The organism is Planctobacterium sp. AWM4_229, assembly GCF_056160305.1.
This window is the reverse complement of record NZ_JBSWWX010000004.1, coordinates 185136-200569: the sequence shown is the minus strand read 5'-3', so window position 1 is coordinate 200569 and position 15434 is coordinate 185136. Positions and strand designations below refer to the sequence as shown.

The window sequence follows — 15434 nt, the reverse complement described above, 5'->3', positions numbered from 1 at the left end:
GAAAAGCGTGTCACAATTTAATTTTTCTGGTTTAACGCCAGACCTGATTCTGGATGCCGTAGAAACTACCGGCATCTACCCGGTTTCCGGATTACTGGCATTAAACAGCTACGAAAATCGAGTTTATCAATTTTTAGCCGAAGACAATCAACGCTATGTGGTGAAATTCTATCGCCCGCAGCGTTGGAGCGATGCCCAAATTCAAGAAGAGCACGACTTCACTCATGAATTGCTGGAGCACGAAGTGCCGGTTTGTGCCCCCATCAAGTTCGAAGGTGCCAGCCTGTTAACCCACAAGGAATTTCGCTTTGCGGTATTTCCCTCAGTGGGAGGGCGTCAATTTGAAGTGGATAATCTTGATCAGCTTGAATGGATGGGACGTTTTATCGGTCGCATTCATCAAGTGGCGGCAGGCAAAGCCTTCCAGCATCGCCCAGCGCTGGATATCCACAGTCATTTACTAGAACCCATGCAACAACTTTCTGCCAGTGAACTGATCCCGGAAGCCTTACACAAAGCCTTTTTCACCATTTTGGATGTCTTGCAGGAAAAAGTGGCCGAATGCTACTTTGATGCTACAAACATCCGGCTTCACGGCGATTGTCATCCCGGCAATATATTATGGCGGGATGGACCGACATTTGTAGACATGGATGATTGCCGCAGCGGACCTGCCATTCAGGATCTATGGATGATGCTCAGTGGCGACCGACAGAATCAGTTGCTGCAATTAGACACCTTGGTATGTGCCTACGAAGAGTTTGCCGAGTTTGATACAACTCAGTTAAAGCTGATTGAACCGCTGCGGGCCATGCGCCTGGTGCACTACATGGCCTGGCTGGACAAACGCTGGCAAGACCCGGCATTCCCACAGGCTTTTCCCTGGTTTGGTAGTGAAAAATACTGGGAACAACAAATACTCACCCTCAAAGAGCAAGTGGCAGCATTGGACGAGCCCGCATTAAAGCTCACGCCGTAGCCCTCAATTTATTCTTGTTTGCTATTAAAAAATTACTTTTTCAAAATTTTAAGTATAATCCTTCAGCTTCAGGTGCTTGCTGCGAAAGCCTTCGCAGCAAGTTAAACGGGAACCAAGTGCCGTTCTTTTCCAGAACCAGTCTTGGGCTGCCCCCGCAACGGTAATTAAGCAGGAAAGAAGCTCGAGTTTCTTACCGGATTTTATCTCACGCCACTGTCTTGACGGGAAGGCGATAAAGTCTGCCACAGCGCTGTTTAAAAGCCCGGATACCGGCCTGTCTGGTTCCTTCACACTGAATCCTGTCAGCTGTGTAAGGGTTGAGTTAACGCATTCGGGTGGAATGCTAAACGAGAACACACAATGAAAAAAACCTATCTAACACTTTGCTGTGCAGCGCTACTCAGCAGTCAGTCTACCTTTGCCGAAGAGAATACCGATAACAGCCTGGAAAAAATTACCGTCGTCTCTGCCGGCATCGAACAGAATATCAATGAACTCAGTGCCAGCGTTGCAGTGTTAAATGAAGACGACCTTATTGGTCGCTATCAGCTCTCCGTTGCAGATACCTTGCGCACAGTTTCAGGTATTCACGTTTCCAACTCTGGCGGCCTGGGCAAAAATACCGTGTTGAGAGTGCGCGGTGAAGAGAGTTTCCGAACCCGTTTATACGTAGACGGTGTAGAACTCACCGATCCAACGGCACCGCAACTTACGCCAGTATTGGATGATTTACTGCTGAACAATGTGTCCCGAATAGAACTGTTAAAAGGACCACAGGGCTTAATCTACGGAGCCGATGCCGGTGGTGTGATAAGCGTTGCAACCCGGGGAACTCAAGAAGGCGTGGCCGGTAACATAGCAGCTGAATTCGCTGAATTGGGAACCCAGCAATACAGTGCCTCCCTCAATCTGGGCAACGGGACTTCCGGTTTATTATTAAACGTTTCTGATTTAAGCAGCGATGGTATCAATGCCCAATCCACGGATGAGTCTGGCGAGACCGACGGCTATGACAACACCACTTTGCACCTGAAAGGCCAACATCAGTTTAATGAACAACTCGGTCTGCAATTGGTTATTCGCAGCACCGAAGGCGATACCCAATACGATGGTTGTTTTGACAATACCACTTTTGAGCCCATCAATAACTGTGTTACCGAATCTGAGCAAATCAGTGCCAGACTGGCTTTGCAGTATCGCAGCGAAGCCATGCAGCACAGCCTGGGCTATGCCATTACCGATGTTGAAAAAGACTTTATCAATAACGGTGAGTTCGGTTTTGGCAATGAGGGGGAAATTCGTCGCTTAGATTATCAAGGTTGGTACCAGTTTGGCGCCGATACAATCTCATTCGGGGTAGACTTCAAAGCAGAAGAAGACGTTCTCAACAATAGCGACAGAGACAATAAAGGCTACTTTGTGGAATGGCTCAGCGAGCGTTTTGACAATATTAACCTGAATCTCGGTGTGCGTTACGACGACAACGATACCTTTGGTAGCTTTATCTCCTGGCGTGGTGGTATCAATTATTTGCTACCTCTGCAAAACCAGCAATCTTTGCGCTTCAAAGCTACCTGGGGAACCGGCTTTCGAGCTCCGGGGTTATTTGAACAGGCCTACAATGATGGTCCTTTTGCTTATGGCGATGCCGCAGGCTTACAACTCAAAGAAGAAACCAGCCAAGGCTTTGACTTAGGGGTGGTCCACCAAGTCTCAGCAAAAACCTGGTGGAGCTTGACCTGGTTTGAGCAGCAAATCGAAGATGAAATCCTGTTTGATGCCGTAGCCTTTCAAGGCTATTTGCAAACCACCGGGGAGAGCGATTCCCAAGGCATTGAGTTTGAAACTGAATCAACCTTATCCAACGGTGATAAAATCTGGTTTAACTACACCTATATGGATAGTGAGGACCAGGCTGGCAATCAGCGCTTAAGACGCCCCGAGCAACTGGCTAATTTGGGTTATCAACGGGAATTTAATAACGGCCTGGCCCGCTGGTCTTTGTATGCTCATCTGGAAAAAGGTGCGGTTGATATCGGTAATACGCCACTCAGCAATTTTGTTACAGTGAATGGCAATATCGCTTGGGATTTAACCGCAACGCTGACGGCGCAAGCCTACATTAACAACCTTTTCGACAGGGAATACACAGAAGTGCTGGGCTTCAATACTCAAGGCCGACACCTTGGAGTTAAGCTGGCATTAAGCTTCTAAATTGAATAATCCGTAAAAACTTGTTACCTGGCGGGTTCACTCCTGTGAATCCGTTGTGGTAACCTTTCGCCACTATTCGTATTCAGGTGTTTTTATAATGAGAAAGTTTTTTGGATTGATGTTGTTCACCGCTTTGATGGCGTTTAATTCCCAGGCGCAGGTGTTGTGGGAAGAAGGCACCCATTACCGCGTTATTGCCGACGAAGCCTCTGCAGAGAAAAACATCACGGAATTCTTTTCTTTTTGGTGTCCTCACTGCTACAACTTCGAACCTATTGTGGCGGAAATCAAAAAGAAAAAGCCCGAAGACGTCAAATTCGTCAAAGCCCATGTCAACTTTATGCGTTCCGCTGGTCCTGATGTACAGAATATGGCAACTCAAGCCATGATGGTTGGGCGTGCACTGAAAAAAGACGTGGAAGTAAATACTGCGATTTTCAGCCATATTCACCGAGACCGCAAGCTCATCGCCAGTAAAGAAGACTTGCAAGCTATTTTAGCCAAAACCGGGATTACTGCTGAGGAATTCGACAAAGCCTGGGATAGTTTTGCAGTAAAAGGCCAGGTAGGGAAAAATGCTAAAATCATCAATGAATTCCGCAGACATGTAAATGGTGTACCTAACTTCATTGTTAACGGAAAATACCAAGCTACCTTCCAGCGCGGTATGAGTGCTGATGACATGGTGGATTTGATCGTTTGGTTAAGTGCCCTGGACTAATTATTTCAATCATTGGCACGTTAGTGACATCCTTATCGTGCCAATGCTTTATGTCATTTCCCTCGGCTTGGGATGACCAGCCCCATTGATCACCCTCTCCACTATACAACTCCTTGATGTGCTGCTCAGAGCCCTGGCCTGCGGTCAGTTATTGCACTTGTTGCTTCCACTACTGAGCAAGCGACCATCAGCAACTATGTTGAGCAAGTCATTGCTCATTACCTGCATTATTGCTTATCTGGCACTGACGGCCCCTATTGCTAATGAGCATTATGGCTGGTTGCGCCCACCACTGTTGCTGTTTACCGATTTAACCAGTTACGCGTTGCTCAATTATTATTGGTTATCCACGAGAGGCGTAACACTATGGTCTATATTACCTAAACCGTTAAAAATCCTGACAACCCTTTGGTTCATCAGTTTAGTCATCTTGTTCTTCGGGTTTGCAGGTAAAGCCATGTTGCACGACATTAATCACATGCTGGGCTTTGCACTATTGCTGACCATACTAATTGACTGTGCATTACACTATGCTGATGACCTGGTGGAACGACGCAGACTGATGCGCCGTATCATGATGACAGGTATCAGTGTTTACATGCTACTGCTAACACTGATTGAATTGCTACTAATTCAATTAAAAGACGACCCCTACTTCAGTTTCGGCAATGCTTTATTGGCATTCGTCTTAGTGTGCATTTTCGCACGCCCCTCACTTTCCGTTACAGCCTCTACAGAGCCAAAAGCCCAGCCTGAGAGTCGGGAAAAAACAAATGAACAACGGTTAGATAAGATAAAAAGAGTGGAACTGGCTCGCCTGCAAGAGTTGATGGATTCCGGGTTTTACACTGAGCACAACTTGTCCATAGGCAAATTGGCCAGTGAACTCCAACTTCCTGAACACCAGATAAGACGGCTCATTAACACCCACTTGGGTTTTGATAATTTCTCTCATTTTATCAATAGCTATCGCATCCCTGCAGTGTGCGCAAAGTTAAAAGATCCGACACGAGCTAAAGAGCCTATTTTAACCTTGGCTTTGGAAACTGGTTTTAATTCAATCGCCTCCTTTAATCGCAGTTTTAAAAAAGAAAAAGGCGTTACCGCATCAGAATTTCGCAATCAGATTTAAAACTGCAACTGTTTTTTCAAAAATGAGCAGACTCTAAAGAGAAATATTCATAACTTACAGCGCAATACGCTCTAACTAAAAAGGGATCTGAATGCGCAGGTTATTGATCATTTCTTCTTTATTACTTGTCTTGTCCGGACTTTATTTTATTACCCCTGTTTATCAATTCTATGCCCACAGAGGTGAGGCTCCAATGCCTTTTTGGGGATACCAGACACTACCGATAGAATCGCCTACAAGTAGCGAAGTGCGTGTGCCCCATTACGAACAGGCAGCGACACAGGCAATTGCGCTTTTGACTGAACATCAGAATAACATGCATGCGCCGGGACTTTCCGCTGCAATCGCTATTGATGGCGAGTTAGTCTGGACAGGCACCGCTGGCTGGGCCGATATAGCGTCGCAAAAGCCAATGAACAGCAATACTCAGTTCAGGATAGGTAGCACTTCCAAGGCGCTCACATCCACCCTGTTAGCCAGATTGGTACAAGAGAAGAAGTTGTTACTTGATACGCCACTCAGTGAATACAAATTAAGTGAACTCAATCCACACTGGAAAGATATCACCGCCCGACAGCTAAGTTCTCATATGTCGGGTTTACCTCATTACAAAGACAACACCGAACTTAGCGGGCTGTATCGCAGTATCGCGCTGAATTCCAGCTACCCGGATGTTAACGATGCGGTTAGCCTGTTTGATGAGAGTGAGTTGCTATTTTCTCCCGGTGAGGACTTTAGTTACTCTAGCTACGGAACAGTTTTACTCAGTGCCTTAATACAAGAGGCTGGGCAAAGCCCCTATCAAAGCTTAATGACAGAGCTGGTTTTGCAGCCACTTGAAATGCAAGCCACTTTACCCACTGCTGCGCAAGTGGATTTTGAAAACCACGCTGAACACCTGGCTACTTTTTACTGGCGAGCACATGATGCTGCGACACGAGTTCGCCCCTGGAGAGATGTCGACTTAAGTCACCGTTTGGCAGGAGGTGGCTTTATCTCTACACCATCAGATCTGGTGAAACTCGGCAGTGGCTTTGTGGATGGCAAGTTTATTAACGAGGATACCAGAGCTCAGTTCTGGACGCCCCAGCAGCTGAATAATGGGGACCTAAACGAGCAACACTATGCCATTGGATGGCGTGTACATCAAACAAAACTAAGCGACGAGCTGGGTGATGTTTTAGTGGCCAATCACGGCGGCGTTTCAAGAGGTTCACAAAGCTGGCTCATGGTCATACCCGAGCACAATGCCGTTATCGCTCTAAACACCAACTGCAAAACCACTCAATTTTGGGACTTTGCCAAAGTCTCTAAGCCCATCGCCAATCTGTTTATATTGGCAAAAGCAGAACTCCCCTAATCCTGGATAAAAGACAAGAGTTTGTGTTTATTGGCCCTTGAGACTGTAAGCTCCAGGCCGTTTTTAAGCCTGATTTTGTAGTCGCCACGTTCATTGGGCAACAATTCGCTGATGTAAGAAATACGTACAATAGAGGAACGATGTATGCGGATAAAATCTCTGGGATTGAGCTGGTTTTCAATGCCATTCATGGCTTCCCGGTGCAAAAAATGCTGACCATTATCCAGATGGATTTCTACGTAGTTACCCGCCCCGAGGATATAGTTCACTTCACAGACATTGACTAAGCGAATGCGCTTTAAGTCTTTGATCACAATGCGACTTTTATAACGCTGCTCGCGCTCATCTTGCATGGCGTCGAACAACTCTCCCAACTCATTAAAATTAATGCGCTGTTCACGCTTTTGGCACTGCTGTTTAGCACGAGCAAAAGCCCGTTCAAAGCGAGCATCATCAAAGGGTTTCAATAAATAATCGATAGCGTTAAGCTCAAACGCACTGATGGCGTATTGATCATAGGCTGTAACAAAAACCACTGCGGCTTGCTCCCCCAGAGCCTTTGCCACTTCCAAACCAGACTTTCCCGGCATTTCAATGTCCAAAAACACTATCTCAGGTTGGAAGCTCTGAAACACCTCGATTGCTTGATTCCCATTATTGGCAAAGGCAATGTCTGTGACTTCAGGGTAGCCTTCCAGCAGTACCTGTAAATTTTTTTGCGACAACTGCTCATCATCAACCACTAATACCTTCATGTTTATTCTCCAGTGGGTAACCTGACAAGGGTTTCGAAATAACCGTCCTTGCACTCTTTTAATTGCAACAGATATTCATCACCATAAATACGCGCCAGCCGTTTGTGGCTATTTTCAATGCCAATACCGAATCCCTTGTGCTGCTTATCGGCAATAAATCGATTGCGCATCTTCACCACCAGTTCGTCACCTTCACCGTATATCTTCAGTTGTATCAGGTTGTCATCCGACTCAAGGCGAGAGCCATGCTGTACCGCATTTTCCACTATAGGCTGCAGTAGCATAAAAGGTACATCGTATTGCAGGCACTCTGAGTCAACATCAATATCCACCTGCAGTTTGTTGACGAAACGCATTTGCTGAATCGTAAGGTAGCTGTTAATGAACTCCATTTCCTGTGCCAGGGTCGTCATTTCGTTGTTCTGATGCTCCAGCACTTTGCGCAACATCTGACTCAGCTCGCTCAGGGCCACTAACGCTTGCTCTTTGTCTTGCAGGCGGATCAAACTGGCTATGCTGTTAAGAGTATTAAATAAAAAGTGCGGATTAAGTTGGGCTTTGAGCGCATCAAGCTCGGTTTGTAGAAGTTGATGGGCTAGTTCCCGGTTGCGCTTCTGCTCGTCAACGACTTTCGCTTCAGACTTTCTGGTATAAGCAATACTCACAATAGCAGCATAGATGATCATATCGAAGTGAAAGGGGCCGGTTACCAGCGTCGGTAACTGACTTTGAATGTGTTCCCAATTCAAATTACCGTATTGCATTAGTGTCGCGCTGAGTAATGAAACCATCCAAATGATTGGCATTAAAACCAGAAACAAAGCCAGGTTGTCCCGCACGTGCAGCCATATACTACGCTTTTGGTCCGGGAACATACTGATGCAAGCGGAAACCAAAGGCGCAAACCAGATATAGTGCCCCCACCAGGGAATGTAAATCAACCAGGTATGCAGAAAAGTCGTTTCGTGCCCCGCCTCAATTTGTCGAGTATACGACAACCAGGCAGCGATACTATTGAGCCCTAACCAGGTCAGCGTATTAGTCAGTAAAAAAGCCTTTCCCGGCAGGTGTTGTAACAATTTTCGCAACATCAAATTAATATCTAAAAAACCAGCAGAACATTATTCCAGTTGTATAGGATTCAAGCAAATTCATCACAATGTTCGTCTCTTTTGAGGGATGAATAATGACACCAAAATCGCTCAAAACTGCGTATTTTTTATTCCAGTTTTAAGCATTTGATACCAAAACAACGCCAATCTTCTCCACCTACAACACGAAACCACCATTTCACCCCACAGGCAACCTCCCCCATACACAACAGCAGACATAACACCGCAAACACTGGCGCAACCTGTCCACAGCGATTTTCCGCCACATCACATCCCGAACCTACCCATTGGTGGATCTCAACTGGTAGGCAATCCCGTCTGAGCTTAGTTTGCTTGCTGGATTCGTCCAAAAATAATCATAAAAACGGGCTTGCGCGAAAGCACAAGTCTCCAGGAGAAACACATGTTTAAGTACAACAAACTAACGACAGCTATCGCGTTTGCTGTAGCCAGTAGTACTCTTTACTTGCCAGCCATGGCTCAGGAATCTGAGGAAAGCGCAGAGCAAGTGGAAAAGATTGCAGTTACGGGTTCGCGTATTCAGCGAACCAATCTGGTGAGTACCAGTCCGGTTACCGAAATCTCTGCTGAAGATATTGCTATCTCCGGTGTTACCCGGATGGAAGACCTGCTGAACGATATGCCCCAGATATTTGCAGCACAAACATCCGCCATTGCCAATGGTGCAACCGGCACAGCAACGGTAGATCTGCGTAATCTTGGCTCCACCAGAACACTCACGTTACTCAACGGCCGCCGTCTGCCAGCGGGCTCGCCGCAAGCGGGTGGCATTGGTGCCGATATCAACCAAATCCCAGCATCCTTAGTAGAGCGCGTAGAAATATTGACTGGTGGTGCTTCCGCTACTTACGGCTCTGATGCGATTGCCGGTGTGGTTAACTTTATCCTGAAAGACGACTTCGAAGGGGTTAGTCTGGATTACCAATACAGTTTCAACCAACACGACAACGACAACAGTCGTCTGCAGCAGCTGAATGCGGATGCCAATTTCACCGCCCCCAATGGCAATGTTACCGATGGTGAAACGCACGATTTCAGCTTGATACTGGGTGCCAATACCGCAGATGGCAAAGGTAATGTCACCCTGTATGCCACCGTACGTGATGTTGGCTCTGTTATTCAAGGCGACCGAGACTATGCACACTGTGCCATCAGTGGTGTTCCCAATGGCTGTGTCGGCTCAGGTACGATTGCAGAAGGTCGTGTCACTGACTTTGCTACCTATGATTTTATCGTATCAGGTGATCAGTTTTTAAATCGCAATGGGGAAACCTTTAACTTTGCTGAAGTGAGCTACTATCAGCGTCCCGATGAGCGCAAAACGTTTGGCGGCTTTGGTCACTATGAAGTGGATGAAAAGCTGGACATCTATGCTGAAGTGAATTTCATGGATGACCGCAGTGTCTCTGGTATTGCTCCTTCTGGCGCATTCTTTGTAACCAGCACACTTAACTGTAATAACCCGCTTTTATCAGACCAGCAGTTTGACGCACTCTGTGCCTCACGCGGCTTCGGTATGGACGATACGGTTACCGCATTTGTGGGCAAGCGTAATGTAGAAGGCGGTCAGCGTTTGGATGACCTACGTCATACTTCATTCCGTGGGGTAATCGGTGCCCGCGGTATGATTGACGAAAACTGGAACTACGATGTCTTTGCCAACTATGGCTCAGTCACATTCAGTCAACTTTTCAAAAATGATTTGTCCACCACTGCCATTACCAGAGCATTAAACGTGGTAACAGATCCGAATACTGGTGACCCGGTGTGTCAGTCGGTACTGGATGGTTCTGATCCCAACTGTGTGCCTTACAATATCTTTACCACAGACGGAGTGACTCAAGCAGCCCTCAATTACATCAGTTTGCCACTGGTTTCCAAGGGTAATACGGTAACCAAACAGATCAGTGGTTACCTGGCTGGTGACTTAACCGACTACGGTATTAAATTACCTGGCAACAGCTTGGGAGTTAACGTTGTAGTTGGTTTGGAGCACAGGGAAGAATCACTGGAATTTGATCCTGACAATGCTTTCCAAACGGGTGATGGCGCAGGTCAAGGTGGTCCGACTGCTGCCGTTTCTGGTGAATACGATGTTAGTGAATTCTTCACCGAAATGAGCATTCCTCTACTGGAAGATAGCAGTATTGCGGACCAACTAACTTTGGAACTGGCCTATCGCTATTCCGATTACTCTACCGGTCAGGACACCAACACTTATAAATATGCTGCCGATTGGCAAATCAATGAGCAAGTGCGCGTTCGCGGTAGCTTCCAACACGCTGTGCGCGCAGGTAACGTGCGTGATTTGTTCCGTCCACAATCTCTTGGTTTGTATAACATGAACGAAGACCCTTGTGCCGGAGCTACGCCGCTTTACACCTTTGAGCAATGTGCGCGCACCGGTGTGACTGAAGCACAGTACGGCATCATTGCCGACAACCCGGCTGGCCAGTACAACTCCATCACTGGTGGTAATCCTGATCTTGAGCCAGAAGAGTCAGATACTGTGTCCTTTGGTTTGATCATCGCACCAGAGTTCCTGCCTGGTTTTGACCTGGCCTTGGATTATTTCAATATTGACGTGCAAGGCGCTATCTCTAACGTACCGGAGCGCTTCATTCTGGATCAATGTGCATTCACTGGTGCTGATGAATTCTGTAGCCTGATCAATCGTGATCCAGGTCGAGGAACATTGTGGATTGGTAACGACAACATCGTAGCCACCGACATCAACATTGGTTTCTTCGAAACCTCAGGTGTTGATTTCGACGCGTCTTATCGCTTTGAGCTATCTGATATGGGTGCAGTTAAAGTGAACCTGGTAGGTACTTATCTGACCAAGTGGGACCAAAAGTCCACACCAGATGCCCCAGTGGTTGAATGTAAAGGCTATTGGGATCGCTCTACCTGTGGTGCCCCAACGCCTGATTTGCGTTCCAACCTGAAAGTTACCTGGGAAACACCTTGGGATGCTTCAGTAACAGCTACCTGGAGACACTTTGGCGAAACTGAAGAACTAAACGGTGGACCAACGACTTTGTCAGCACAAAACTATCTGGACATCGCTTCAACCTGGCAGGTCACTGACCATACCGGTTTGCGTTTTGGTATCAACAACCTGTTGGATAGAGAGCCGCCTATCGTGCCAAACACACCATCAGGTATCGGTAACGGTAATACCTTCCCCGGGCCATTTGACGCCATGGGCAGATATATCTTTGCTGGTGTAAACGTCACATTCTAATGACCCAAGCCACCCTTCGCGGGTGGCTTTTTTTTTCAGGAGGAAACATGAAAAATATTTTGAGTCTTATTTGTAGCACCGTATTGGTAACAACCCTGGCAGGTTGCAGTTCTAACTCGGCGGAGTTAGCCAAAATCAATGAATGTCAGGACAATAAAGCGCTACCTCAATGCCTAAGCGAGGAACAAAAGCAACGCCTTGGTTTCCAGTGTAAAAACATCACAGTAACGGGTTCGCGATTGCCTGTGCGTCAATGCACCACGGCAGCACAGCGCGCAGCGGCCAACGCCGCAGCAAAAGATATGGTGAATCGCATGCAGGCCCAAGGACAACCGCAAAAGGGCAATTAATAATCAAATAAAGGAAATATCAGCAGGTCTGATTGCAGTATTGGGATTAGACCGATGACCTTATTCAGACTGCGCAGTGAAACTGCGGGCCGCCTGAATACTGGGGAATAACTTTAGCAACAATCCCTTTGCCTGATCAGCAAGTCTTTCGTCTTGTGATTCATCCAGCATCCACAACCAGGTATTTATCATTGTTTTGGAGATGTTGAAGTGATTCATGTAATGCACCAAAATATCTGTATGAAAAATGTTTGCCATGCTTTATCGGGTTACAATAGTACTCCAAAAACGCAAAATGTGAATCCCCTCCCTCATTTTATTGTGCATTTTTCCATCTGAAACTCGTTTTCACTTCACAAGATCGGCTAAAGCTTTTACTAATGCATTGAAAAACCGAATAAAACCATTACCCTTTAGCGCTCTTCAATCTGCCTTTTATTAATTATGCCACAAAGCTACCGACTTCCTTCGTCTTGGGCCCCCCACTTAATGCCACTGCTTTTGTCTATGCTGATGAGTGGTTTGGTGGCGTTGGTAGTAACCCTTAAACTTTACGATGGCAGTCAGTCACTGTTTTCAACTTGGCTCAATTCATGGCTGTCCAGTTGGGTGATAGCCTATCCCTGCTTGCTCGTGGTATTGCCTTTGGTGAAGCGAATTGTAGCCTTGGTAACTCACCCTGCTGAATCTGAATAATTGGCTGCTTGCGCACACAAAAAAGGAGGCCCATAGGCCTCCAGCAACACACTTAGATAGCTACGGGGAACACAATAAACCCGCAGTTTTGGAAGAGCTTAGAAGTTAGCCCGGAACTGCGCCCCCCGGTGTTAATGATGAAGAATCAATAGCTGATCTCAGGAATGTATTTAGCAAGACTGATTTTGTATTCTGCAATACCCGCCTTAACCTTTCTTGGGAACAATTGCACCGGGTCAAAAACACCTCGGCTTTCTAATTTTTGATAGAAATTAATGAATGAATTAGTGTGAAAAACCAAGTATAGCGTTGGCATATTGCTACCGTAACTCTTTGAATACGTTGAAAAGTGAAATTTATCTTCGAACTTCTTTTGCTGCTCTAACCAGGTTTTGAAACTTTCGCGAATGCTGGTATCACGGCGCATCTGGATTTCAACAAAAACCAAGTGACTTAATGGCTTTTCCGTATTTTTTTCCGGCTCAATAGACAAGTCTGCTCGGTAAGTCACCTGATAAAAATGTTGCTTCGCAATCGTCTCTCGGTAGACAGCGCTATTGCTGGCTAAAAACTCTGGATCGAACTTGTCCGCCACCGCAGCCCAATCATTGTCGCTTTGAGCATGAAAGTCCGGCGATTGCTGTGCATTAAAGGCAACATGACGACCATCATCAAACTGATAAAAACGCCAACTCTGTTGATAACCGTACTGATCGACTTTTTGCTTGAAATCAAGCAGCGCCTCTTCGTGCTCAACGATCAAATGGGGATGAATATAGTCATCAGCAACAACGTATAATGGCATTGGCTGAATGGCAGCAGCTTGAAAAGTAATGGTGCATGCAACAAGTGCGATTGCCCCGCGTAAAATTTTAATAGATTTCATGTTGTCTTCCGTTAATTTTGAATTAACGCAACACTGCCAGAGAGAAAGGATGAAAGCGTGATGTTTACCTTATCCGGCTGCAAATTTGCAACAAACGGCAATATAAACATATTTACACCTATTTAAGTGGCGACAAGCAATTGAGGATATCTTTGTAACGGCGGCTAAGCTTAACCTGTTTGTCGTTACTCATTACAATTATACCATCACCAAAACGCCCCCTATCTAGCTTCACTATATGCGCGGAGTTCACCATAAAAGATTTGTGAGTCCGGAAAAAAAACTTGGGATCTAACTCGGTGGCAAGGCGTTTAAAAGAGTCTCTCGTTACCAAGGTTTTCTCTCGACTTGAGTCATCGTGGCAATACAAAGCCAAATGAGCGCCAACTGACTCTATAAATACCAGATATTTCTGTTTTATCCTGAATAAGCCTTCATCTGTTTTTACAGTAAGCCCTAGTTGCGACTCCTGTGTTTTCACCTGACTAAACAGGGCTTCCACTGCGTCCTTTTTCAACAAGACATCCTTTTCTTGCAAGCGCCCTCTGACTTTATCTGTCATTTCATCAAATCGTTGCTGCTCAATGGGTTTAAGCAGGTAGTCCAACGCATTTTTATCAAACGCTTGTACTGCATATTGGTTATACGCGGTAATGAAAACAATTAACGGCTTAGTTTCTGGCCATAGTTCTAGTAGCGTAAATCCAGATGCTCCGGGCATTTCTATATCTAAAAATATGACATCTGGATTTGGCAGCTCCTTAATATTCTCATTAACCACCGAATAACCTTGATAACTGATCTCGAAATCAGGGTGTTTTGCTAGTGCAAGTTCAATCCCCCTATGAGCTGCAGGCTCATCATCAATGATCCAACAACGTAAGGTCATAGCCCCACCTCAAAAGGAACACTTAACAGAACTTCAAAACGGCTATGCTCAGAACAGACATGCAATGAAGCAGCCTTGCCATACAGTAGTGAAAGACGGTGTTTAACGTTTTCCAATCCGGTTTGGGTACCCGATGACGTGCAATAATTCCTCGTATCAAACGGATTGCAGATAAGGACCTTGAGCTGTCTGTCTTCAACATGAGCGTTAAGTGTGATTGTGCAATCAACTCCAAGCTGCCAGCTAAATTTAATAGCATTCTCCATTAGTGGCTGTAATAACAATGGTGGGATATAAGCATTTAAGGCATCGGGCTGGATGTTATTTTCAAAGCGGATTTGTTGATGAAAGCGCTGTTGCTCAATTGCGATAAAGTGCCCCAACAGAGTCATCTCATCCTTTAAGGTGATTTTGTTGTTAAATTTATGCTCAAGCGTGCTGCGTAACAGGCAACTGAGCTTGACCACCATATTGTGAGCTGCATCATTCTGCTTATCCAGAATGGCAACATCAATTGAATTTAAAACATTAAATAAAAAGTGTGGATTTATCTGGTATAACAGCTGCTGTAGTTGAGCTTCTCTGGCCGTATTTTTTATGTGGAGCAGCTCAGTTTGTTGCGCCTTCTTTTGGAGAAAAATGTAGCCGCTCACAAACAAGCCGGTCCAGGTTAATAGCAGCAATATGCTATAGGTACTACCAGCCATCCAGGTCAATATTGAAGAGTCCAATAGCTCATTGAATGAAATCTGGAAATGCAAAATCCGAGTTAAATTATGCCACAATAAGATGGTAACCAGGCTCAGAGCTCCCAAACCAAGTCCCCTATAATACACAGACTTTTCCTCGGTGCGCTCATAAAATAGCGCGATTGCCCCTGTGCAAACCATTGCTAATATGGGCGCGAATAGCGAGCCCTGCCAATGATTTTCGCCATAGACGAGATGGCTGATGTGCTCCAAAGCGCCATACACAACCCAAAACAAAATGTGAGCATATCGAAGAATGGGATATTGCAGCAAAATAGACGCCCTCGGTAACCATAATTATAAATCGAGTCGAAACAGGTGCC

15 protein-coding genes and 1 riboswitch are annotated in these 15434 nt (G+C 45.9%); of the genes, 8 read left to right on the top strand and 7 right to left on the bottom strand.

From position 1 onward, the window contains the following. The first annotated feature begins 7 nt into the window (after positions 1-7). The 5 genes from ACXAGP_RS10215 to ACXAGP_RS10195 all read left to right on the top strand — a co-directional run bounded on the left by ACXAGP_RS10215 (position 8) and on the right by ACXAGP_RS10195 (position 6406). Entirely contained in the window at positions 8-979 is a 972-nt protein-coding gene (locus ACXAGP_RS10215; RefSeq protein WP_475261210.1) for a serine/threonine protein kinase, read from the top strand. Positions 980-1034: 55 nt separating this feature from the next. Then, a riboswitch (cobalamin riboswitch) is annotated at positions 1035-1271 on the top strand. A 68-nt stretch (positions 1272-1339) separates the two neighbouring features. Next, positions 1340-3193 carry a TonB-dependent receptor plug domain-containing protein gene (locus ACXAGP_RS10210; RefSeq protein WP_475261208.1) on the top strand — a complete coding sequence of 618 codons (1854 nt, stop codon included), beginning with the start codon at positions 1340-1342 and terminating at the stop codon, positions 3191-3193. Between the two features lie 97 nt (positions 3194-3290). Next, positions 3291-3914 carry a thiol:disulfide interchange protein DsbA/DsbL gene (locus tag ACXAGP_RS10205; protein WP_475261207.1) on the top strand — a complete coding sequence of 208 codons (624 nt, stop codon included), beginning with the start codon at positions 3291-3293 and terminating at the stop codon, positions 3912-3914. An 85-nt stretch (positions 3915-3999) separates the two neighbouring features. Continuing rightward, positions 4000-5046 (top strand): helix-turn-helix domain-containing protein, encoded by a 1047-nt coding sequence (locus ACXAGP_RS10200; protein ID WP_475261206.1) that lies wholly within the window; start codon positions 4000-4002, stop codon positions 5044-5046. Between the two features lie 91 nt (positions 5047-5137). Next, positions 5138-6406 carry a serine hydrolase domain-containing protein gene (locus ACXAGP_RS10195; protein WP_475261204.1) on the top strand — a complete coding sequence of 423 codons (1269 nt, stop codon included), beginning with the start codon at positions 5138-5140 and terminating at the stop codon, positions 6404-6406. On the opposite strand, the gene ACXAGP_RS10190 is transcribed toward ACXAGP_RS10195, so the two are convergent. From ACXAGP_RS10190 to ACXAGP_RS10180, 3 genes are all read right to left on the bottom strand, one after another. Further along, entirely contained in the window at positions 6403-7161 is a 759-nt protein-coding gene (locus tag ACXAGP_RS10190) for a LytR/AlgR family response regulator transcription factor (RefSeq protein ID WP_475261203.1), read from the bottom strand. The genes ACXAGP_RS10195 and ACXAGP_RS10190 overlap by 4 nt on opposite strands. Positions 7162-7163: 2 nt before the next feature. Continuing rightward, positions 7164-8252 (bottom strand): sensor histidine kinase, encoded by a 1089-nt coding sequence (locus ACXAGP_RS10185; RefSeq protein WP_475261201.1) that lies wholly within the window; start codon positions 8250-8252, stop codon positions 7164-7166. Positions 8253-8380: 128 nt separating this feature from the next. After that, a complete protein-coding gene (locus ACXAGP_RS10180) occupies positions 8381-8623 on the bottom strand; it encodes a hypothetical protein (RefSeq protein WP_475261200.1) in 243 nt (80 codons plus the stop codon). A gap of 53 nt (positions 8624-8676) precedes the next feature. Here ACXAGP_RS10180 and ACXAGP_RS10175 point away from each other — a divergent pair, with 53 nt between their 5' ends. Both ACXAGP_RS10175 and ACXAGP_RS10170 read left to right on the top strand, forming a co-directional pair. Next, on the top strand, positions 8677-11541 hold the full coding sequence (locus tag ACXAGP_RS10175) for a TonB-dependent receptor domain-containing protein (RefSeq protein WP_475261199.1): 2865 nt from the start codon (positions 8677-8679) through the stop codon (positions 11539-11541). 47 nt (positions 11542-11588) lie between these two features. After that, positions 11589-11891 (top strand): hypothetical protein, encoded by a 303-nt coding sequence (locus ACXAGP_RS10170; RefSeq protein WP_475261198.1) that lies wholly within the window; start codon positions 11589-11591, stop codon positions 11889-11891. Positions 11892-11951: 60 nt separating this feature from the next. On the opposite strand, the gene ACXAGP_RS10165 is transcribed toward ACXAGP_RS10170, so the two are convergent. Then, complete coding sequence (locus ACXAGP_RS10165) at positions 11952-12149, bottom strand: hypothetical protein (RefSeq protein WP_475261196.1); 198 nt, start codon at positions 12147-12149, stop codon at positions 11952-11954. Positions 12150-12380: 231 nt separating this feature from the next. Here ACXAGP_RS10165 and ACXAGP_RS10160 point away from each other — a divergent pair, with 231 nt between their 5' ends. Beyond that, positions 12381-12587, top strand: a complete 207-nt coding sequence (locus ACXAGP_RS10160; protein ID WP_475261195.1) for a DUF2798 domain-containing protein — start codon at positions 12381-12383, stop codon at positions 12585-12587. Positions 12588-12732: 145 nt separating this feature from the next. Here ACXAGP_RS10160 and ACXAGP_RS10155 read toward each other — a convergent pair whose 3' ends face one another. The 3 genes from ACXAGP_RS10155 to ACXAGP_RS10145 form a co-directional block, all read right to left on the bottom strand. Beyond that, positions 12733-13473, bottom strand: a complete 741-nt coding sequence (locus tag ACXAGP_RS10155) for a hypothetical protein (protein WP_475261194.1) — start codon at positions 13471-13473, stop codon at positions 12733-12735. A 118-nt stretch (positions 13474-13591) separates the two neighbouring features. Continuing rightward, positions 13592-14362 (bottom strand): LytR/AlgR family response regulator transcription factor, encoded by a 771-nt coding sequence (locus tag ACXAGP_RS10150; protein ID WP_475261192.1) that lies wholly within the window; start codon positions 14360-14362, stop codon positions 13592-13594. Continuing rightward, complete coding sequence (locus ACXAGP_RS10145; RefSeq protein WP_475261191.1) at positions 14359-15384, bottom strand: sensor histidine kinase; 1026 nt, start codon at positions 15382-15384, stop codon at positions 14359-14361. The genes ACXAGP_RS10150 and ACXAGP_RS10145 overlap by 4 nt, the downstream gene beginning before the upstream one ends. Between the last annotated feature and the right edge of the window lie 50 nt (positions 15385-15434).

What these genes read in the sequence shown, in the direction of transcription:
- ACXAGP_RS10185 (WP_475261201.1), bottom strand. Translation starts at nt 8,252, where the DNA reads ATGTTGCGAAAATTGTTACAACACCTGCCGGGAAAGGCTTTTTTACTG.
- ACXAGP_RS10195 (WP_475261204.1), top strand. Translation starts at nt 5,138, where the DNA reads ATGCGCAGGTTATTGATCATTTCTTCTTTATTACTTGTCTTGTCCGGA.
- ACXAGP_RS10150 (WP_475261192.1), bottom strand. Translation starts at nt 14,362, where the DNA reads ATGACCTTACGTTGTTGGATCATTGATGATGAGCCTGCAGCTCATAGG.
- ACXAGP_RS10190 (WP_475261203.1), bottom strand. Translation starts at nt 7,161, where the DNA reads ATGAAGGTATTAGTGGTTGATGATGAGCAGTTGTCGCAAAAAAATTTA.
- ACXAGP_RS10175 (WP_475261199.1), top strand. Translation starts at nt 8,677, where the DNA reads ATGTTTAAGTACAACAAACTAACGACAGCTATCGCGTTTGCTGTAGCC.
- ACXAGP_RS10155 (WP_475261194.1), bottom strand. Translation starts at nt 13,473, where the DNA reads ATGAAATCTATTAAAATTTTACGCGGGGCAATCGCACTTGTTGCATGC.
- ACXAGP_RS10205 (WP_475261207.1), top strand. Translation starts at nt 3,291, where the DNA reads ATGAGAAAGTTTTTTGGATTGATGTTGTTCACCGCTTTGATGGCGTTT.
- ACXAGP_RS10210 (WP_475261208.1), top strand. Translation starts at nt 1,340, where the DNA reads ATGAAAAAAACCTATCTAACACTTTGCTGTGCAGCGCTACTCAGCAGT.
- ACXAGP_RS10170 (WP_475261198.1), top strand. Translation starts at nt 11,589, where the DNA reads ATGAAAAATATTTTGAGTCTTATTTGTAGCACCGTATTGGTAACAACC.
- ACXAGP_RS10165 (WP_475261196.1), bottom strand. Translation starts at nt 12,149, where the DNA reads ATGGCAAACATTTTTCATACAGATATTTTGGTGCATTACATGAATCAC.
- ACXAGP_RS10160 (WP_475261195.1), top strand. Translation starts at nt 12,381, where the DNA reads ATGCCACTGCTTTTGTCTATGCTGATGAGTGGTTTGGTGGCGTTGGTA.